Here is a 19690-nt window from a genome sequence, read left to right on the forward strand (position 1 = left end):
TTCACATCCGGAAGACGCCGAAGTTGGAGGTTCCCTCGACCGGCGCGGTGTCGATCGCCGAGAGGGTGATGCCCAGGACGGTGCGGGTGTCGCGGGGGTCGATGACCCCGTCGTCGTAGAGCATCCCGGACAGGAACGCCGGCAGCGACTGTTCCTCGATCTGCGCCTCGATCACCGCGCGCATCCCGCGGTCGGCCTCTTCGTCGACGGTTCCGCCGCGGGCCTCGGTGGCCGCGCGCGAGACCAGCGAGATGACCCCGGACAGCTGCGCGGCGCCCATGACGGCCGATTTGGCACTGGGCCAGGCGAACAGGAAACGCGGGTTGAACGCGCGGCCGCACATACCGTAGTGGCCGGCGCCGTAGCTGGCGCCGATCAGCAGGGAGATGTGCGGGACCGTCGAGTTCGACACCGCGTTGATCATCATCGAGCCGTGCTTGATGATGCCGTTCTGCTCGTACTCCTTGCCGACCATGTAGCCGGTGGTGTTGTGCAGGAACAACAACGGGGTGTTGCTGCGGTTGGCGAGCTGGATGAACTGGGTGGCCTTCTGCGACTCGGCGGAGAAGAGCACACCCTGCGCGTTGGCCAGGATGCCCACCGGGTAGCCGTGGACGCGGGCCCAGCCGGTACACAGCGACGACCCGTACTCGGCCTTGAACTCGTCGAAGTCGCTGTCGTCGACGATCCGGGCGATGACCTCCCGCGGATCGAACGGGATCTTGAGGTCGCCGGGGACGATGCCGATGAGTTCGTCGGTGTCGTAGCGGGGTTCGACGGGTGCGGCCAGCGGACCGGGGCCGACCTTGCGGTGGTTCAGACGGGAGACGATGCGGCGGCCGATGCGGATGGCGTCCTGCTCGTCGCGCGCGTAGTAGTCGGCGAGACCGGACTGCCGGGCGTGCATCAACGCACCGCCCAACGACTCGTCGTCGCTCTCCTCGCCGGTGGCCATCTTCACCAGCGGCGGCCCGCCGAGGAACACCTTGGACTGGTTCTCGATCATCACGGTGTGATCGGACATGCCGGGGACGTAGGCGCCGCCCGCGGTCGAGTTGCCGAATACCAGTGCGATGGTGGGGATCCCGGCCGCGGAGAGCTGGGTGATGTCACGGAACATCCGACCACCCGGGATGAAGACGTCCTTCTGGGTGGGCAGGTCGGCGCCACCGGACTCCACCAGCGAGATGCACGGGAGGCGGTTCTCCATCACGATCTCGTTGGCGCGGAACCCCTTGCGCAGGGTCCACGGGTTGGACGTGCCACCACGCACGGTGGGGTCGTTGGCGACGATCATGCACTCGACGCCCTCGACGACACCGATCCCGATGATCATCGACGCACCGACCTGGAAGTCCGAACCGTACGCGGCGAGCGGACACAGTTCGAGGAAGGCGCTGTCGGCGTCGATCAGCAACTCGATGCGCTCACGGGCCAGCAGCTTGCCGCGCTCGTGGTGACGGGCAACCTTCTTCTCGCCGCCGCCGGCGAGTGCCTTGGTGAACTCGGCGTCGAGCCCGGCCAACTTCTCCTGCATCGTCTGCGCCGCGTCGACGAACTCCGGCGCGGACCGGTCGATCACCGATCGCAGTGCCGTCACGCCTGGTACCCCAACCGTTTTGCCGCCAGACCGGTGAGGATCTCGGTGGTGCCGCCGCCGATGCCCAGGATGCGCATGTCGCGGTACTGGCGCTCGATCTCCGACTCGGCCATGTAGCCCAGTCCGCCGAACAGCTGCACGGCCTTGTTCGCGACCCACTCGCCGGTCTCGACGGCGGTGTTCTTGGCGAAGCAGACCTCGGCGATGAGGTCGTCAGAGCTCGTGACCTTCCGGTCGACGACGGCGCGCGTGTACGTCCGTGCGATGTCGATGCGACGGGCCATCTCGGTGACGCTGTCCTGTACGGACTGGCGTGCGATGAGCGGCTTGCCGAAGGTCTCACGGGTGCGCACCCACTCGAGGGTGAGGTCGAGGCAGCGTTGCGCGCTGGCGTAGGCCTGGGTCGCCAGACCGGCACGCTCGGTGACGAAGCCGGCCGCGATCTGGGCGAAGCCGGTGTTCTCCGCGCCGACGAGGTTGCCGACCGGCACGCGGGCGTCGACGAAACTCAGTTCCGCGGTGTCCGAACAGCGCCAGCCCATCTTGTCGAGTTTACGACTGACCGAGAAGCCCGGGGTGTCGGTGTCCACGACGAGCAGGGACACCCCGCCGGCACCCGATCCGCCGGTGCGCACGGCGGTGACGATGAAGTCGGCCCGGACCGCGGAGGTGATGTAGGTCTTGGCTCCGTTGACCACGTAGTGGTCGCCGTCGCGGACCGCCGAGGTCGTGAGGTGACCGACGTCGCTGCCGCCACCGGGCTCGGTGATCGCGAGGCTGCCGATCTTCTCGCCTGCGAGGGTGGGACGCACCCATCGGTCGATCTGGTCGGCGTCGCCCGCGGCCACGAGGTGCGGCAGCGCGATGCCGTGGGTGAACAGCGATGCGTAGATGCCGCCGGCGGCGCCGCGTTCGTGCAGCACCTCGCCGGCGATGGTGGCGTCGATCAGGTCGCCGCCGGATCCGCCGACCGCCTCGGGGAACCCCAGGCCGAGAAGGCCCAGCTTGGACGCCTCACGATGCAGTTCGCGCGGGATGAGTCCGTCACGCTCCCACTCCGCCTGATGCGGCAGGATGTGCCGCTCGACGAATCCACCGACCGTGCTGCGCAGTTCGCGCCGCTCCGGGGTACTCCACGCGGGTGTCGCAAGACTCATTCAGATGACCTCGAATCGATCGGGGATGTCGACCACGCGGGCGCGTAGCCATTCGCCGAGACCCTTGCCCTGCGGGTCGAAGCGGACGTTGTCGGCGACGCCGCGACCGAGGATGGCCTCGATCACGAAGTTGACCGCCAGCAGGTTCGGGAAACGGTGACGGGTGACGGTGAGGTCGGCGGTCTCGGGCAGCAGTTGCGCGAGCAGGTCGACGGTGAGGATCTCGTCGAGCCAGTCGAAGTGCTCCGGATCTCTTACCCACACACCGATGTTGGCGCTGCCGCCCTTGTCGCCGCTGCGCGCACCGGCGATCAGTCCGAGTGGCGCCGGGCTGGTCGGCCCCCAGTCACGCGCCGGGCGCGGGGGTTCGTCGACCAGGGGGGCGAGCGGTCCGCGGACCGGGCTCGGCGGGATCTGGGTGACCGTGCCGTCGGACAGGGTGACGCGGTGCTCGACGGTGTCGGCGGCGACGTACCCCGGCTCGAACACCCCGTACGGGCTGCCCTTGCCGGGAGGGGCCGTCATGCTGAAACCGGGGTAGCTGGCCAACGCCAACTCCACGGCGGCCGAGGAGAACTCGCGACCGACGGTGTCGGCGTCGCGACTCTTGCCCACGCAGCGCAGCAGCGCCGACGACTGGGCCTCGGTGACGCCGTCGGCACGGTCGGTGCGCGAGAGCTCCCAGGTGAGTTGTTCGGGCTTGGTGGCCAGCGACGACTCGAACTGCTCGGTGACCAGTCGGGCCTTCTCCTCGACGTCGAGGCCGGTGAGGATCATGGTGACCTCGTTGCGGAACCCGGCGAGGGTGTTGAGGGAGACCTTGACCGACTCCGGCGGGATCTCGCCGCGCACACCGCTGATCAACACGCGGTCGGTGCCCTGCTGTGACAACGCGACGGTGTCGAGGCGGGTGGTGACGTCGGGTCCGAGGTATCGGGGACCGGTGATCTCGTAGAGCAACTGCGCGGTGACCGTGCCGACCGTCACGGCTCCACCGGTCGCGCGGTGCTTGGTGATGACCGAACTGCCGTCGGCCGCGATCTCCGCGATGGGGAAGCCCGGACGGGACAGATCACCGATCTCGGTGAAGAACGCGTAGTTGCCGCCGGTCGCCTGGGTACCGCACTCGATGACGTGCCCGGCGACGACGGCTCCGGCGAGCTGGTCGAGATCGTCGGGCTGCCAATCGAAGTGGTGTGCAGCAGGGCCGACCGCGAGCGACGCATCGGTGATCCGACCGGTGACGACGACGTCGGCGCCGGCGTCGAGGGCCGCCTTGATGCCGAAGGCGCCGAGGTAGGCGTTGGCGGTCAGGGGCTCGCCGAGGCCGAGCTCGGGGGCGCGGGAGATGAGGTCGTCACCGTCGACATACGCGATGGACACGTCGACGCCGAGTTCGTCGGCGAGTTCGGTCAGCTTGTCCGCCAACCCCTTCGGGTTCAGCCCACCCGCGTTGGTGACGATGCGGACCTTGCGCTCGACGGCGATGGTCAGGCACTCGCGCATCTGACGGACGAAGGTCGAGGCGTATCCCCGTGCAGGGTCGCGGAGTCGGTCGCGGCCCAGGATGAGCATCGTCAGCTCGGCGAGGTAGTCGCCGGTGAGGTAGTCGAGGTCGCCACCCTCGAGCATCTCGCGCATGGCGGTGAAGCGGTCACCGTAGAAGCCGGACGCGTTGCCGACGCGCACGCAGGGAGCGGTGCGGGGTACGGCGGGGACAGAGGTGGTCATGCGGTACTCATCTCGGTCGATCGGGGCGCGCGCCCCGGTCCGGGCGGTCCGGCGAAACACTGTGCGATACGGATCCACTGCGCGGCGTCGTCGCCGTGCACGGACAGGTCGAGGTCGGCGGGTGCGCGACGTTGCGTCACCAGCCGGCAGAAATCGATGGCCGGGCCGGTCACGCGGTCGGTGGCGTCGTCGGGTCCCCAGGTCCACAGCGAACCGTCGTGGGCGGTCAGTTCGACGCGGAACTCGGCGGTCGGCGGGGTGCGGCCGTTGACGACGTAGGCGAAGTCGCGGGTGCGGACACCGATGTGCGCGACGGCGCGGATGCGCGACGTCGGCTCCACGGTGACCCCGAGTGTGTCGGCGACGTCGAGTCCGTGGGCCCAGAGCTCCATGATGCGGGCGGTCGCCATCGACGCCGCCGACATGGGCGGGCCGAACCAGCTCAGCTTGGTCCCGGACGGGACGGCGACGAGCGCGGTCGCCAGCTCGGCACGGTTCGTGCGCCACGCGGCGAGGATGTCGGCAGGCGCGTCCGCGGCGGCCAGCTCCGCGGCGGCGTCGACGAAGCCTGCGGGGTCGGCGGCACCCGGGCGAGGACGTCGACGAACGCGTCGGGATCAGCCGCGGACAGAGTGGCGACCCGGTCGGTCCAGGACAGGTGCCCGATCTGATGGGCGATGGTCCAGCCGACGGCGGGCGTGAGCGTGCGCCAGGTGTCGTCGCCGAGGTCCGCGACCAGGGCGTCGAGCGACTCCCCCTCAGCGACCATGTCGGCAACCAGGGACTCCACAGCGGTCATGGCACACAGCGTCACAGGTGTGCCAATAAAAAGCAAGCACGCATGCTTGTTTTGACAGCGAACCCGCAGGATCCCTGCGGGCGGCTCAGATCAGCCGAAGGTGAGGTCGGCGGTGGCGCGGGCCAGCAGGGTGCCGTCGGCCTGCGTGAGCACGGCCGACACCGACCCGAGCCGTCGTCCGACCCGCTCGGTGCGGGTGGTGACGACGAGCTCCCCCGCGTCCACCGGCGGCGACCGGAAGAAGTTCACCGCGAAGTCGATCATGGTGTAGTTCTGGCCCGCGGCGGTGTGCTGCTGACCGGCGAGCGAGCACGCCTGCGCGGTGATCGCCGCGATCACGCCGCCGTGCATGGTGCCCAGCGGGTTGGCCATCCACGACTGCGGCGAGCACACGACCGTCGGCCCGTCGTCCCCGCCACGAGCCGTCAGCGACAGCAGTTCGGCGATGGGGCCGCTCGAGAGTCGTTCCCGGGTGATCGCCTCGACGATCTGGCGTCCGGTCAGGGCGGGGTCGATGCGCGGCGGCAGGTCGGTGTCGGAACCCATGGTGTCCGGGACGGTCGCGCGCTCGCCGGCACCGGTGTCGGAGGCGTCGCGGCCGCGGGCGAGCAACTCGGGGTCGAAGGTGCGCGCGGTCCGGGCGTTGCGGACCAGCACCGACGCGTACAGCTCGTCGGCTGCTCCGGTGACGTCGACGGTGGTCAGCCCGAACATGTCGTGTCGGTCGCGCACGGTGGCCGTCGCAGTGAGCAGTCCGTGGGCGGGCACACGGTCGCCCGTGGTCGCGAAGGCCAGGCGCGCCTGGACGACGCCGAACTCGGGACCGGTGCGGACGACGAACGGTCCGCCACCGACGGTGTCGACGAGGACCGCGTAGGCGCTGAGCTCGATGCGACCCCGGTGATCGGTGACCGCAGGCCCCATCCGCTGCTGCAGTGTCGCGGTCGGTTCACTCGCGGCAGGTCCGCCCACGCCGAAAGCGGTCAGGGCGTTGCCGTCGATCACCCGGCTGGTCGATGTCATGGCTAAACTCCTATCGCAAACAGTTGGTCAACAGCGACGCGGGAGGTGGCGAATGAGGGCGAGAACACACTCGGTCGCGCATCTGCCTGCGACCTCCACGTTTGCGACGCTCGTGCTGACGGCGGCGTGGTGGCTGACGATGATCGGTCTCACCGGGCCGGCGACACCCCACGCGGGCGCGCTTGCGATCTCGGTCGCGCTCGGCGTCGCCGTCGTCTCGGTGGCCGCACACCCGCACATCCGTCACGCCTTCACCCACTGGGTTCTGCGCCGCGTGTCCTCCGCGCGGCAGGGGCTTGCGTTCGACGTCGCCCATCGATGGCGCGTCGTCGCTCGTTCGGTGTCCGGACCACGGACCTACGACCTCGCACTGCTCCAGATGTCGCTTCCGCGCGCACCGGGCGGGAATCCGACCACCGCCTGAACTCGGCTTTCGCTGCGGCAGGCGGTTCTTCGTGACCCCGCCCGCCACACATCGGAAGTCCACTCATGCTCTTCATCGATCATCTCTGCCTGTCCACTGACGACACCGACCTCATCACCGACCTGACGCTGCAACTCCCTCCCGGCGAGTGCCTCGCCGTGGTCGGCCCGAACGGCTCGGGTAAATCCACCCTGCTCCGGACCATCGCCGGACTTCGCAGGCCCGACTCGGGCAAGGTCCGCGTTGGCGGAATCATTGCCGACGACAGCGATCCTGCGTTCCGCGCAGCCGTGTCGGTCGAACTCGGTGACGACGCCACCTTCGCCGAACTGACCGTCCTCGAACACCTGCGCCTGATCACTGCTGCCCACGAGATCGAGGCCGCGCACGCCCTCGAGATACTCGCCGATTCCGGGATCGGCGATCTGGCCGACCGGTTCCCGCACACGTTGTCGACGGGTCAGCGGCAACGATTCACACTGTGCGCCGTGTTCATTCGCCCCGGCGACCTGATCGTCATCGACGAACCGGAGTCCGGTCTCGACACCGACGGCCGCGCGTGGGTGGCGGATCGGATCGACCGAGCGACCACAGCCGGCGCATCGGTCGTGATCGCGACCCACAGCCCTGAGCTCGTCACGCAGTGCGCCGACCAGACGGTGACGGTGGGGCGATGAGAATCGACACCGACGACCTGCCCGGAGTGGTCATGACAGGTGCCGTGGTCGCCGGACTGGGGTGGTACTTCCTACAACCCGAACGCGTGGCCGGCGTCGTGGGCGTCGCATCAGGTCTGGGCTCGCCGACCCCGGTTCTCGTCGGGTGGACCGTTGCGCTGTGCGCACTGATCGTCGGCACCGCTCTGTGGTGGTGGGGACCGATACGGGTCTCGCGTGCCGAGGCGATGTGGAAGCTGTCCGGCCCCGGTGAGCGCGGGCCCGTGCTGCGTGCGCGGCGCATGCGTGCGTCGATGGTCGCCGTCATGGGTTGTCTGGTGGTGGCGGTGGTCGCATCGATCCTGGACTGGTCGAGCGCGCCGGTTCTGCTCGGTACGGCCGCGACGTGCGCCGTCACTCTGATGACTGCGGCCAGTTGGCGTCAACATCGTTCCAGCGAGGCTCTTTTCGAGCACACCGATCGTGGAGCCCGCCGGTCGGTGGAACGGCTGCACCGCGACGTCATCGCACCGGATGACGGATTCATCGCCGCTGCGCGCCTGGCCGTGGTGACGATGGACCTCGGATGGCTCAGTACGGCGCGTGTGGTCCGGTGGGAGCGCGGAAACGCCCGGTCGCGTAGTCGCGTCCTCCCTCTGGGGCGTGCCCGCGCGTGCCTGGCCGCCGATCTCGCCCGACTGCGTCGTCGCCCTCGTGACCTCGTCGTGTTCATGGTGGTCGTCGCCGTCGGACTCGCGATGTCGCAGACGCTGTACCTCACCTCGATCGCCCCCGCTGTTGCCGTCGTCCTCGCGTATCGCGCGGGGTGCGCGGTGTCCGGCGGACTGCGCCGACTCACCGAGGAGCCGGCCCTGCGTCGCGCACTCGGCGGATCGCGTCTCGTCGTCACCGCGGTGCACAGCGTCGTCCCCGTCGGCGCCGTACTGCTCTGGTGCCTGGTCGCCTCCCTCACCTGGCACCTGTCCGTGGTCGCGCTGCTGGTGGTGGCCATCGGAGCGGCGTCCGCCGTCGTTCGCCGCGCCACCCGACCCGATCTGCCCTTCGACGCGCCGGTGTACGTCACGGGTCAGGGTGGCGCGACGCAGCCACTCCTGCTGCTCGCGATGGCCCGCGGTCCGGCGGCCGTGGTGCTCACCGGCCTGATCGCGACGGTCATCGGCTGAGTCCGGGGCGTTGATCGGTAGCAGTTCGTGTCGGTGGGCGACACGAACTGCTACCGATTGCGAGCGAGTGCGGCGCGGATCTGTGAGACGACATACTGCGGCCGGTCGGTGAGGTCGGCCCAGGTGAATCGCAGAATGGTCCACCCGTTGGCCACGAGAATGTTCTGCCGCGTCCGGTCGTGTTGGAAGGCGCGGGCGTCGGAATGGAACGCCATCCCGTCGATCTCCACCAACACTTTCTCGGCGTCGAATACGACGTCGACTGGGAAGCCGCAGACCTCCTTGTTGGCGGACCACCCGCCGATCGCGGCACCGCGTAACAACCGGACGAGTAGTCGTTCCGCCTCCGAACGGGCTCCCGAGGCCGACCGGCGCAGCATGTCACCGGTGACCTTCGAGCCACGACATCCCGGATACCGAGCGTGGGCGGCGAGTAATTGCTCGAGAGACACCCGCCCGCGCAACAACGCCGAGTCGAGAACGCCCATCCCGGTGACCGCGGCGGTGTCGAGCACGGTGAGCGGGATCGCGGTCATCAGTAGATCTGAACGTTCGACGACATCCACCGGGTCGAGATCTCGGTGGACGACCGTCACAGCGGGAACCACACCTGCGTGACGACCACGCCGGGCCGTCACGGTGACCACTGTCGGCGCCTCGTCGACGAGACGATGCCACCACGCCGCGGATGTACCCGACAGCGCGGCATGCGAACTCACCGACCAACACCCCGCGCGCATTCGGGCGCGCGTCGACACCGCGCGATCCGCGACGAAGAACACCCCACGACCCACGCGCCGCCACTCCCCTGCCACCACCCGGCGCTGCACAGCGGACCGGTTCAACCCCACCGATTCGGCCTGCGCCAGGGTGATGACGCCGTCGTGGGACGCGAGCAGTTCTCGAAGGATCACGGCTATCGGACGCAATCCGTCCAGCCACGGTTCCGACACGTCTCCGGTAGCAGTTCGTGTCGGTCAACGACACGAACTGCTACGGATTGCGCACAGCGGCGAGAGCGGCGTCGATGTCGTCGAGGGTGTACGGCGGGGTGTCGACGTGGTCGCGGTAAGCGATCAGGGACAGCTCGGGCTCGGCGTAGCGGCCGATGAAGTTGCCTGCTGCGCTGAACACCGACCCGGTGATGTCGACGGCGAGGTCGGAGACCAGATACGCGTAGATCGCGGCGACATGGTCGACCGACCCCGGATCGGCTGCGGCGGCGTGCATCCCGGGGTCGAGGACACCGCGATCACGCAGACCGTCGATGTGGGCCCGGTAGTCGTCGCCGGTCGACAGTCGGGTCTTCGCCCCCGGCATCACCACGTTCACCCGGACCCCGCTCGGCCGCAACTCGGCGGCGATCGCCAGGGCGAGGGCGTTGACGCCGCCCTTGGCCGCCGGATAGCCGCTCCCGCCGAAGATCCCCAGCGACGCAGCCGAACCCGTCAGGACGATCGCGCCCGACCCCTGCGCCGCGAACACCTCAGCGGCGGCGCGAGCCACCTCGAACGCGCTCGTCAGATGGGCGTCGATCTGGGCGGCGAACTCCTCGGAGTCGATGGTCAGGATGGTCGATCCACTGGGTTCGGCGACCCCGGCGCAGTTGATCGCGGCGTCGAGCCGACCGAAGTCCTCGCGCGCGGCATCGACCATCGCGTAGGCGATCCCGGGGGTGGCCAACGACCCGAGCACACCGGACGCGCGACCTCCCGCGGCGATGATCTCGGCGACCGCGGCGTCGAGCACGTCGGCATCCCGACCGTTCAGCACGACGGCGGCGCCCTCCGCCGACAACCGATGCGCCACCGCGAGACCGATCCCGCGGCTCGAACCGCCGATCATGGCGACCTTCCCCGACAGCGGGAGTCCGCTCACCGGTGCGACCGCGCCGCGTCCCGCACGTGGGTCGGCTCCGAGGACGCCGCGATCGACGTCGCCCATCCGTAGTCCGGCTTGCCGCTGGGGGTGCGTGTCACCGCGTCGACCACCCAGTAGGTGCGTGGCACCTTGTACCCGGCCAGTCGGGTGCGCAGATGGGTCTCGATCGCCTCGAAGTCCGGGGCACCGGTGACCGCGACCACGGCCGCGACCCCCTGTCCGAACCGCTCGTCGGCAACGGCGATCACGATGGCGTCGATGACGGCGGGATGCGACTTCAACTCGCCCTCGACCTCCTCGACGAAGACCTTCTCACCCCCGGTGTTCACCACCTGCGAGCCCCGGCCGAGCAGGGTGATCGCACCGTCGGGTTCGAGTCGCGCCCGGTCGCCGCTGACGACCATCCGGACGCCCTCGTGTTCGCGGAAGATGCTCGCCGACTTGGTCTCGTCCTTGTAGTAACCGATGGGTAGGTAGCCGGTCTTGGCGAACCACCCCTCCCCCGGCTCGGTCAACGGCGCATCGTCGTCGTCGATCACCGTCGCGCCACGCCCGGCCGGGACCCGCGGGCCTCCGGCGTGATCGCTGGTGGCGAACGAGGTGTCGGCCGCCGAATACACCCTGATCCCACCGAAACCGGTCTCCGACGAGCCGATCGAGTCGCTGATCGCGACGGTGGGGGCCAGACCGAGCAGTCGTGCCTTGAGGGCCGGGGAGAACAGCGCCGCACCGGAACTGACCGCGAGCAGGCTGGACACGTCGACCGTTCGACCGGCCGCGGCGCGCCCTTCGAGTTCGTCGATCAGCGGACGGCCCATGGCATCCCCGGTGATCACCATGATGGCGGGGCGACACGTCTCGACGACCTCCCAGACACGGGCAGCGTCGAACCGGGGCTCGAAGATGACGGTGTTGCCGGAGAACAGCGCACCCAGTGTCGGCATGAGCCCCGAGACGTGGATCAGCGGCGGCAACATCAGAAAGCGCATGGGGTCGGCACTCTCACCCGCACGGGCCGACTGCGCGTACTCGTCGGCCATCAGTTCGCCGGAGTAGAAGTCGACACCGCCCCCGAGGACGCGCCACATGTCGGCCTGCCGCCACATCACGCCCTTGGGCGCCCCGGTCGTGCCGCCGGTGTACATCAGGAAGAGATCGTCGTCGGCGCGCTCCTCGAAGTCGCGATCGGACGAACAGTCGGCCAGCGTCTCCTCGAAACGTTCGTCGACGACGACGACCGGATGCTCGGTCGCCGCGCGGGCGGCGTCGGCGTACCGGGGCTGGGTGAGCACGGCGACGACATCGGCGTCGTCGTAGACGTAGGCCAGTTCGTCGCGCACATAGCGGTAGTTCACGTTGACCGGGACCGCCCGGAGCTTGAACGCCGCGAGAAACCCCGCGAGCGTGTCGACGGCATTGTGCATGTGGATGCCCACGTGCGACCCGCCACTGACTCCGCGGTCGATCAGCAGGTGTGCCAACCGATTCGACCGGCGCTCGAGATCGGCGTAGGTGAACTCACGACCGGAGCCACCGTCGACGACCGCCACCCGATCGGGCACGGCATCGACGGCGTGCTCGAACAGATCGGCCAGGTTCTGTGCCACGACAACGCTCCTTGGAAATGAGACTTGGGGAGATCAGACGGGTGAGATGGACAGCGGTATCACCGAATTGGGGATGCCACGATCGGCGAACGAGAAGGTCGACCCGCCACTGAACCGGACGATGGCGACCTCCTTGCGTTCCCGCTGCTCGGGGCCCCACCCGATGTCGACGATGAGGAAACCGTCGTCGACGCGGGCGCCTTGGATCACCCAGTGCGGGTTCACCGCGGTCGCGATCGCCTGGATCGGCAGGAGATGGTCGGGGTCGACGTGGACGACCCAGCTGTCGTCGGCGACCGCGTCGCTGCCCTGCGGGATCCGTACCGACACCACCGCGTCGGTGCCGTCACCCTCCGCGACCACCCCGAGGCCGACGTACTGCTCCGGCCCGAGTGCGGGATGCAGCGACAGCACGCGGGCCAGACCCGCTGCATCGTCGGCGATCCCGAGCGCGGCGGAGATCCGCTCGGCGGTGAGGCCGGCGATACCGGTCATCGCCTTGATCACCAGGTCGCGGGCGTGTTCGTCGTCGGTCCGTCGCGACACCGCTCCCATGAACCCCATCACCAGCAACTGGTGCTGGATCGCCACCTCCTCGGCGGTGCGCACCAGGGTGCTGTGCGCCCAGTCGCGGAACTGCAGGTCGTCGAGCAGGTCGCCGGAGTAGTCGTTCCACCCCTCCTCGGAGAGATCGATCTGCGACAGCACGATGTCGGCGGCCCGTGTGGCGAACATCGTGTGGGTGTAGTCGGGCAGCTCGAGTTCGTCGCGATCCGGTTCGATGGTCACGAGCCACTCACAGTGCGGGGTGCGGTTTTCCGGACGACGGGGCGGCCGATGAACCGGCCGGATCCGGGCACGTCGATTGGTGGCGATGGCGGTCGCGTCGAACGTCGGGTCCTCGATGTCGTGACACATCGCGGTCACGTAGTCCTCGCCCATCGGCTCCACGTCCATGAGGGCGCCGCAGTGGTCGAGCACGAAGCTCCCGTGATACTCGTCGGTCACCGAGTAGCGGAAGTCCATGAACTGCGGCGGGGCGCCGATGTCGAGCTGCAGACACTTGAACATGTCCACCACCCCGTCCCCGTCGACGCCCATCGCCCGACGCATCCGCGCGGTGTAGACAGGGCTCGCGGCCATCCACTCCTCGATGGCGACCTGGGCCATCACGTCGCGACCGAAGTCGCCGATGATGTGCGCCATTGCGCTGCGATCGATCAATTGTCCCGCCAGCAACAGCTCGGGTACGAGTACGGCCAATTCTTTCTGCGACAGTTCGGAATACGACACGTCAGACAGTCCTCACCACATCGGTACGGGGGTCTTGCCGAGCGGGTACCAGCCCGGTAGCCGCTCCTTCGCGTTGGCGACGCGGTTCATGCGTGCACTCATGCCGTCGGTGAGAACACCGTCGGTGATCATCTCCATGAACAGTGCGACGACGTTGCCGTAGTCGAAGAAGTCCCGCTGCCAGCGGAACTGGAAATCGCCGCCGTACTTGAACCAGCTGCCCTGGATGCCTTCGAGGGCGTAGCGGGTGCCGTCGGGGCGGGTCGCGTCGAAGACCTGCTTCCACAGGCCGAGCATGTCACCGGTCTTCTCGTCGATCACCCACGACTGGTACGGATAGGTCCACCCGTCGAGTCCGTCCATCTCGAAACCGATGGCGAAGTCGCGGATCTCGTCCCGACCGACGGCCATGAAGTCGTCCTTGGGGCCGTAGTTCCAGCCGTATGTGGCGTCGGGTGTGTAGAACTCGGCGAGGTTGCGCCAGTCGCCGGCCTTCTCGCCGTCGACGTTGGCCTGGAGCCAGCGCTCCACCATCTCGTCGAGTTCGGATCGATCAAAAGCCATGGGGGAAAGACCTTTCTAATCTTCGATGATTCGGAGAGCCTGCGTGGGGCAGTACTGGACGGCGCGCTCGACATCGTCGCGCTCGCTGTCGTCGGGTCGTGCCTGCCGCAGTTCGACGTGATCGCGGAACGCCTCGAAGACCTCTGAGGCCTCCATCTCGCACACCCCGTGGCCCTGGCAGAGGTCCAGGTCGATCTCGATCCTCACCGCGTCCTCCTCCGATACGTGACCCGGCACGGTTGCTGGAGCTGAACGACCATCTTGGAGTGGTCGTTGCGGTAGGAATCCGACGGTTGCGCCATCTCGAACTCGTAGTTCTGCAGCAGCACTGAGAAGATCGCCTTGAGCTGCATGATGGCGAACTGCGCACCGACACAACGGTGCCGACCGGCACCGAACGGGATCCACGTCCACCGGTTGGCGATGTCCTCCTGGCGCGGCTTCTGGTATCGCTCGGGGTCGAAGTCGTCGGGTAGCGGGAAATCCTCGGGCAGGCGGTTCGAGATCGCCGGTGAGACCGCGATCGACTGGCCGGCCGCGATCTCGACGCCCTCGATGTGGATGTCGTTCTGCACCACCCGCATGAGGATGATCAGCGGAGGATGTAGGCGCAGCGCCTCTTTCAGAGCGGCCTCCACCTTCGGCATCTGCCGGGTGTGGGCGAACGTGTACTCCGGACGCTCGCCTGCGGGGGTGTCACCGTAGATCTCGTCGAGCTCAGAGACCACCTGCGACATGTAGTCGGGGTGACGTAGCAGCTCGATCAGCGTCCACGCGGCGGTGCCCGAGGTGGTGTGGTGCCCCGCGAACATCATCGAGATGAACATGCCGGTGATGGTGTTGGAGTCGAAGCCCACCGACACCAACACGTCCATCAGGTCGCGATCCTCCTTGCTCTCCGGAGGATTCGCGACCCGGTCGTTCATCACACCCTGGATGAACTCCTGCAGTTCCTTGCGGGACTCGTCGCGTTTGCGGAAGCTCTCGATGTCGGCGTTGTAGTCGACGTAGGCGATCGGGTCGGTGCCCTTCTCCAGGTCGTGGAAGAGGTGGGCGATGTGACCGTTCAACTGCTCACGGAACTTCCGGCCGATCAGGCAGGCCGAGGACGTGTAGAGGGTCAGTTCGGCGAAGAACTCCAGCAGATCGATCTCGCCCTCGTCACCCCAGTCGGCGATGATGCGCTCGACCTCGTTCGGGATCGTGATGGCGTGCTGCTTCATGTGCTGCGCCTTGAGCGCGGAGTTGTGGATGGCCTGCGACCGCTCCTCGGGACTCGCGTCGAACACGACACCCTCACCGAAGATCGGCGTCATGAACGGGTAGGCCGCGGCCTGGTCGAGGTCCTCCTCGGGCGCTCGAAAGAACTCCTCGTTGGCGGTGGCCCCGGTGACCAGGACGACCTCACGGTCGGCCAGCTGGAACGTGCCGACATCGCCGCATTCCTCGCGGATCCGCCAGAACAGGCCGATGGGGTCGGACGCCAGTTCGTCGAGGTGTCCGTGTTCTCCCTCGCCCCCGGACACACGGGCGGGTCTGGTCAACGTCATGAGTTGTCTCCTTGCTGGGGCTTGTCGTCGGAAGGGGCGAGGATCGGCGCCTCGGCCTCGACTTCGACCAGGCGCATGTGCGAGCCGCGCGGCATGGTCACGATGGTGGTGATGGCGGTCGCGAGATGGACCGGTTTTAGGAAGAACCCGTGGCGGGCGAACCCGAAGGCCACCCAGTCGTTCAGCATCGCCGCAGCGGTCTCGGCATCGAAGTTGGTGCCCATCCCGGTCATGGTCTGACCGGGGCGGACGAGACTCGCCCGTACGCCGGTGCCCTCGAGTTCCTGACGGGCCACCAGGGCCAGCGCCTCGACGCCGGCTTTGGCCGCCGCATAGGCACCCATGTGTGGCCGTGGGTCGGCAGCGACGTCGGAACTGATGAACACGAAATCGCCACGGCGGCGGTCGATCATCTCCGGGATGACGCGTCGATACAGACGTTGCGCGCCCAGAAGATGGATGGTGACCTGGTTCGCGAACTCCTCGTCGGACATCTCGAATGTGCGGCCCGGCCACAGATCACCCGCGCCGGACACCACGACCTCGAGTGCTCCGAGTTCGGCCTCGGCCTTGGTGACGCACTCGTCGATCGAGGTGGCGTCGGTGATGTCGAGCGGCACCGCGATCGCCTCCCCACCGGCGGCGATGATCTTCTCGACGAACTCCTGCGACTTCTCGACGCGGCGGGCGCCGAGGGCGACGGGGTGTCCTGCGGCGGCGAGCATCACACCGGTGGCGGCACCGATGCCGGACGATCCGCCTGCGACGAGGACGGGGCGTCGGTCGGGATGCCCGGGATAGCGCGGCATCAGCGGGCCGTCACGGTCATCGGGAGATTGGCGAACCCACGGACGTTGACCGAGTGCACGCGGACCGCGCGATCGAGATCCAGTTCGATCTTCGACGAGGATCGCACGATCTCGGCCAGCGCGACGTTGGCCTCCAGACGGGCGAGGTGGGCGCCGAGGCAGAAGTGGGTTCCCAGACCGAAACTCGTGAGAGCCTGCGAGCTGTCGCGGCCGATCTGGTACGAGTCCGGGTCGTCGAACACCTCGTCGTCGCGGTTGGCCGAGCCCAGGAGCAGCAGCACGCGCTGGCCGGCCGGGATCGTGTACCCGCCGTATTCGACGTCGTCGAGGACACGTCGCAGCACTATCTGCGTCGAGTTGTCGTAGCGCAGCGTCTCCTCGGTCCACGCCGGGGTCGCCTCGGGATCGGCGAACACCTTCGCGAACTCGTCCGGGTTGACGTATCCCCAGTAGATCGCGTTCGCGAGGAGTTTCGTGGTTGTCTCGTTGCCCGCGACGATCATCAGGATCAGGAACCCGATGATCTCGTCGGCGGTCAGTCGGGTCGGCTCGCCGGTCGTCTCGTCGACCACCTCGGCGTCGAGGAGGACCGAGACCATGTCGCTCCCCGGGTTCTTCCGCCGATCATCGATCAGGTCCGAGTAGTACTGAGCCAGGGCGAAATAGGCATCGACGGCCGCCGGGGGGACGTCGTAGACCCCCTCGTCGCGATGGATCAGGTCGTCGGAGAGCTGTCGCAACCGGGCCCGATCGGCCTGGGGCACCACGAGCAGTTCCGACACCACATCCATGGGCAGCAGACCGGCGAAGTCGGAGACGTAGTCGAACTCCCCCTTCTCCAGGCACTCGTCCCAGTGCTGATGCGTCAGTTCGGTGATGCGCTCGGTGAGCTGGTTTACCCGGTTCGGCGTGAATCCCTTCGACACCAGCTTGCGGATGCGCATGTGCTTCGGATCGTCGAGCGCGAGGAACGACATCGACAGGTGCGCATCCGGACCGTAGGCCGCGGGGTCCATCGACACGCCCCAGCTGTTCGACAACCGTGGCGTGTCACGGAACGCCGCCCGCACGTCGGCGTGCTTGGAGAACGCCCAGAAGTCCTTCTCCGCGTTGTAGTACACCGGGGCCTCGTCGCGCAGGCGGGCGTAGGTGGGGTACGGGTCTTCGTGGAAGGCGTAGTCGTACGGGTCGAACGGGACCCGGCTCTCCATACCGGCGGTGTCGGTACCCGTGGTCACGACAGATCCTCCAGGAGGAGCTTCGCCGCGTCACCCAGGCGGTCGGCCATGTCGGAGTAGGACCCGTAGCCCATACCGGCGCGCACCAGCGCACCGGAGTAGAGCATCTCGAGGAGTTCGATCCGTCGGTCGTCGGAATCCATCGGCACGCCCAGCGCGGTCGCGAGACGTTCCCGGATGAAGCCGCCGACCCGCAGACGCAGGTGCTCGACGTCGGGGTCGGTGCCCAGCAGCGCGACCGTGACAGCGCCGGCGAGTTGGTCCTCTCCGGCGACCACGAGCGCAACGTGACGCAGCACGTCGGCGGCGCGTGCCGCGGGTGGCGACGACGGGTCCGGCTCGGGCACCGAATTGACCAGCATGCGCCAGAAGAGCTCGGCCACGATGTGGTTCTTGGAGCTGAAGTAGGTGTACGCGGTCGCGGGTGCGACGCCGGCGCGCTTGGCCACCGAGCGGATGGTCATGCCCTCGAAACCGTCCTCGCCCAACACCTCCCGCGCCGCCTCGGTGAGCTTGGCGACGGTCTCGGCCTGCTGATTGGTCAGCCGCCGACGCGTGGACTCATGGAACGTGGGACCGGATTCACCGAATGCGGGGGTGGACATGACGGTCACGCTACATTAGCTTTGAACGCGAGTCCAGACACGTGTCCAGATAGGAGTTCGATTCATGGTCCAGCCCGAGGTCGAGGTACGGAAGCTGAGGCCGGTCGAGAGTTCGGACCTCCTGATCGACGGAGAACTCCGGCCCGGATCCGGTGGCACGTTCGAGATCGTCAACCCGGCCACCGAGCAGGTCATCGGCCTCGCCGCCGACGGCACGGCCGCCGACATGGATGCCGCGATCGGGGCGGCACGAACGGCTTTCGACACCACCTCGTGGTCACGCGACCACGCCTTCCGGGCACGGTGCCTGCGCCAGCTGCGAGATGCGTTGCAGGGCCACATCGAGGAGCTGCGCGAGATCACGATCGCCGAGGTGGGCGCTCCCGCGTTCCTCACCAGCGGGCCTCAGCTCGAGGGCCCGATCGCCGACCTCGGCTACTGCGCCGATCTCGCCGAGAACTTCGCCTGGGAGACCGACCTCGGCCGCGCCGAACCCATGGGCATCCCGAACCAGCGGATCATCAAGCGCGAGGCCGCCGGCGTCGTCGGGGCGATCACGCCGTGGAACTTCCCCCACCAGATCAACTTCGCGAAGATCGGCCCGGCGCTGGCCGCCGGCTGCACCGTCGTCCTCAAGCCCGCTCCCGACACCCCGTGGTGCGCGGCCCTGGTCGGCACGGTCATCGCCACCGAGACCGACATCCCCGCCGGCGTGATCAACATCGTCACCTCCAGCGACCACGCCGTCGGCGCGCTCCTGTCGACCGATCCTCGCGTCGACATCGTGTCGTTCACCGGCTCCACCGCCACCGGCAAGGCCGTGATGACCGCCGCCGCAGCCAGTCTCAAGAAGGTCTTCCTCGAGCTGGGCGGAAAGTCGGCCTTCATCGTGCTCGACGACGCCGATCTGAAGGCGGCCTGCTCGATGGCCGGGTTCAGCGTCGTCACCCACGCCGGTCAGGGGTGCGCCATCACAACCCGCCTGCTGGTCCCGCGCGAGCGCTACGACGACGCCATCCGATACACGCGAAAGTCCATGTCCGGCCTCGAGGCCGGGGACCCGACCGACCCGGGCACCATCTGCGGCCCGGTCATCTCGGCCGTACAGCGCGATCGGGTGGAGTCCTACATCAGGCTCGCGCAGGAGGAGGGCGGGACCGTCGAGGTCGGCGGCGGGCGACCGGAGAAGCACCCGAGGGGATTCTTCGTCGAACCCACCCTCATCTCGGGCCTGGACAACTCCGCACGCGCCGCGCAGGAGGAGATCTTCGGTCCCGTACTCGTGATCATCCCGCACGACGGTGACGACGACGCGATCCGCATCGCCAACGACTCGCCCTACGGGTTGTCGGGCGCGGTGTGGGGCACCGACCCCGACCGGATCGCCCATGTCGTCGACGGTGTGCGCACCGGGACCATGAGCGTCAACGGCGGCATCTGGTACGGCGCCGACGTCCCCTTCGGCGGCTACAAGCAGTCCGGCATCGGACGCGAGATGGGCGCGCTCGGGTTCGAGGAGTACCTCGAGACCAAAGCCGTCGCGACCCCGGCCTGACCGGCCTCCCACCA

General features: G+C 68.1%; 18 protein-coding genes and 1 pseudogene. 4 read left to right on the forward strand and 15 right to left on the reverse strand.

All coding sequences use genetic code 11. From position 1 onward, the window contains the following. Position 1: 1 nt before the first annotated feature. The 5 genes and pseudogenes from LX13_RS17775 to LX13_RS17795 all read right to left on the reverse strand — a co-directional run bounded on the left by LX13_RS17775 (position 2) and on the right by LX13_RS17795 (position 6310). Complete coding sequence (locus LX13_RS17775) at positions 2–1600, reverse strand: acyl-CoA carboxylase subunit beta (protein WP_253662587.1); 1599 nt, start codon at positions 1598–1600, stop codon at positions 2–4. After that, on the reverse strand, positions 1597–2757 hold the full coding sequence (locus tag LX13_RS17780) for an acyl-CoA dehydrogenase family protein (protein WP_253662588.1): 1161 nt from the start codon (positions 2755–2757) through the stop codon (positions 1597–1599). The genes LX13_RS17775 and LX13_RS17780 overlap by 4 nt, the downstream gene beginning before the upstream one ends. Continuing rightward, positions 2758–4488, reverse strand: a complete 1731-nt coding sequence (locus LX13_RS17785) for an acyclic terpene utilization AtuA family protein (RefSeq protein WP_253662589.1) — start codon at positions 4486–4488, stop codon at positions 2758–2760. It lies immediately after the preceding gene. Further along, positions 4485–5287 (reverse strand): annotated as a pseudogene (locus LX13_RS17790) (TIGR03084 family metal-binding protein). Before LX13_RS17790 ends, LX13_RS17785 begins: the two are co-directional and overlap by 4 nt. A gap of 90 nt (positions 5288–5377) precedes the next feature. Further along, positions 5378–6310 carry a PaaI family thioesterase gene (locus tag LX13_RS17795; RefSeq protein ID WP_253662590.1) on the reverse strand — a complete coding sequence of 311 codons (933 nt, stop codon included), beginning with the start codon at positions 6308–6310 and terminating at the stop codon, positions 5378–5380. 52 nt (positions 6311–6362) lie between these two features. Here LX13_RS17795 and LX13_RS17800 point away from each other — a divergent pair, with 52 nt between their 5' ends. The 3 genes from LX13_RS17800 (at position 6363) to LX13_RS17810 (ending at position 8574) form a co-directional block, all read left to right on the forward strand. Further along, positions 6363–6734, forward strand: coding sequence for a hypothetical protein (locus LX13_RS17800; RefSeq protein ID WP_253662591.1), 372 nt, complete (start codon positions 6363–6365; stop codon positions 6732–6734). A 65-nt stretch (positions 6735–6799) separates the two neighbouring features. Then, positions 6800–7411 (forward strand): ABC transporter ATP-binding protein, encoded by a 612-nt coding sequence (locus tag LX13_RS17805; protein WP_253662592.1) that lies wholly within the window; start codon positions 6800–6802, stop codon positions 7409–7411. Beyond that, entirely contained in the window at positions 7408–8574 is a 1167-nt protein-coding gene (locus tag LX13_RS17810; protein ID WP_253662593.1) for a DUF6297 family protein, read from the forward strand. The genes LX13_RS17805 and LX13_RS17810 overlap by 4 nt, the downstream gene beginning before the upstream one ends. A gap of 50 nt (positions 8575–8624) precedes the next feature. On the opposite strand, the gene LX13_RS17815 is transcribed toward LX13_RS17810, so the two are convergent. From LX13_RS17815 to LX13_RS17860, 10 genes are read right to left on the reverse strand one after another with little or no spacing between them, the layout of a single operon-like run. Next, entirely contained in the window at positions 8625–9527 is a 903-nt protein-coding gene (locus LX13_RS17815) for a DUF559 domain-containing protein (protein WP_253662594.1), read from the reverse strand. Between the two features lie 40 nt (positions 9528–9567). Then, positions 9568–10419 carry an SDR family NAD(P)-dependent oxidoreductase gene (locus LX13_RS17820; protein WP_253662820.1) on the reverse strand — a complete coding sequence of 284 codons (852 nt, stop codon included), beginning with the start codon at positions 10417–10419 and terminating at the stop codon, positions 9568–9570. Positions 10420–10448: 29 nt separating this feature from the next. Further along, on the reverse strand, positions 10449–12062 hold the full coding sequence (locus LX13_RS17825) for an AMP-binding protein (RefSeq protein ID WP_253662595.1): 1614 nt from the start codon (positions 12060–12062) through the stop codon (positions 10449–10451). A gap of 33 nt (positions 12063–12095) precedes the next feature. Continuing rightward, positions 12096–13355 carry a hypothetical protein gene (locus LX13_RS17830; protein WP_372499936.1) on the reverse strand — a complete coding sequence of 420 codons (1260 nt, stop codon included), beginning with the start codon at positions 13353–13355 and terminating at the stop codon, positions 12096–12098. A 12-nt stretch (positions 13356–13367) separates the two neighbouring features. Further along, the gene (locus LX13_RS17835) at positions 13368–13919 is read right to left on the reverse strand and encodes a nuclear transport factor 2 family protein (protein WP_253662596.1); all 552 of its coding nucleotides are present in this window, start codon (positions 13917–13919) and stop codon (positions 13368–13370) included. Positions 13920–13934: 15 nt separating this feature from the next. Beyond that, entirely contained in the window at positions 13935–14126 is a 192-nt protein-coding gene (locus tag LX13_RS17840) for a ferredoxin (protein ID WP_253662597.1), read from the reverse strand. Beyond that, positions 14123–15469: a cytochrome P450 gene (locus LX13_RS17845; RefSeq protein ID WP_253662598.1), complete on the reverse strand. Its 1347-nt coding sequence runs from the start codon at positions 15467–15469 to the stop codon at positions 14123–14125. The genes LX13_RS17840 and LX13_RS17845 overlap by 4 nt, the downstream gene beginning before the upstream one ends. Beyond that, a complete protein-coding gene (locus LX13_RS17850) occupies positions 15466–16278 on the reverse strand; it encodes an SDR family oxidoreductase (protein WP_253662599.1) in 813 nt (270 codons plus the stop codon). The genes LX13_RS17845 and LX13_RS17850 overlap by 4 nt, the downstream gene beginning before the upstream one ends. Continuing rightward, positions 16278–17516 (reverse strand): cytochrome P450, encoded by a 1239-nt coding sequence (locus tag LX13_RS17855; RefSeq protein WP_372499937.1) that lies wholly within the window; start codon positions 17514–17516, stop codon positions 16278–16280. Before LX13_RS17855 ends, LX13_RS17850 begins: the two co-directional genes overlap by 1 nt. Continuing rightward, complete coding sequence (locus LX13_RS17860) at positions 17513–18121, reverse strand: TetR/AcrR family transcriptional regulator (protein WP_188489189.1); 609 nt, start codon at positions 18119–18121, stop codon at positions 17513–17515. Before LX13_RS17860 ends, LX13_RS17855 begins: the two co-directional genes overlap by 4 nt. Positions 18122–18185: 64 nt before the next feature. Between LX13_RS17860 and LX13_RS17865 the strand changes: the two genes are divergently transcribed. Then, a complete protein-coding gene (locus tag LX13_RS17865) occupies positions 18186–19676 on the forward strand; it encodes an aldehyde dehydrogenase (protein ID WP_253662600.1) in 1491 nt (496 codons plus the stop codon). Positions 19677–19690: the final 14 nt, after the last annotated feature.

This window comes from Williamsia maris (assembly GCF_024171815.1).
GTDB classification, from domain to species: domain Bacteria; phylum Actinomycetota; class Actinomycetes; order Mycobacteriales; family Mycobacteriaceae; genus Williamsia_A; species Williamsia_A maris.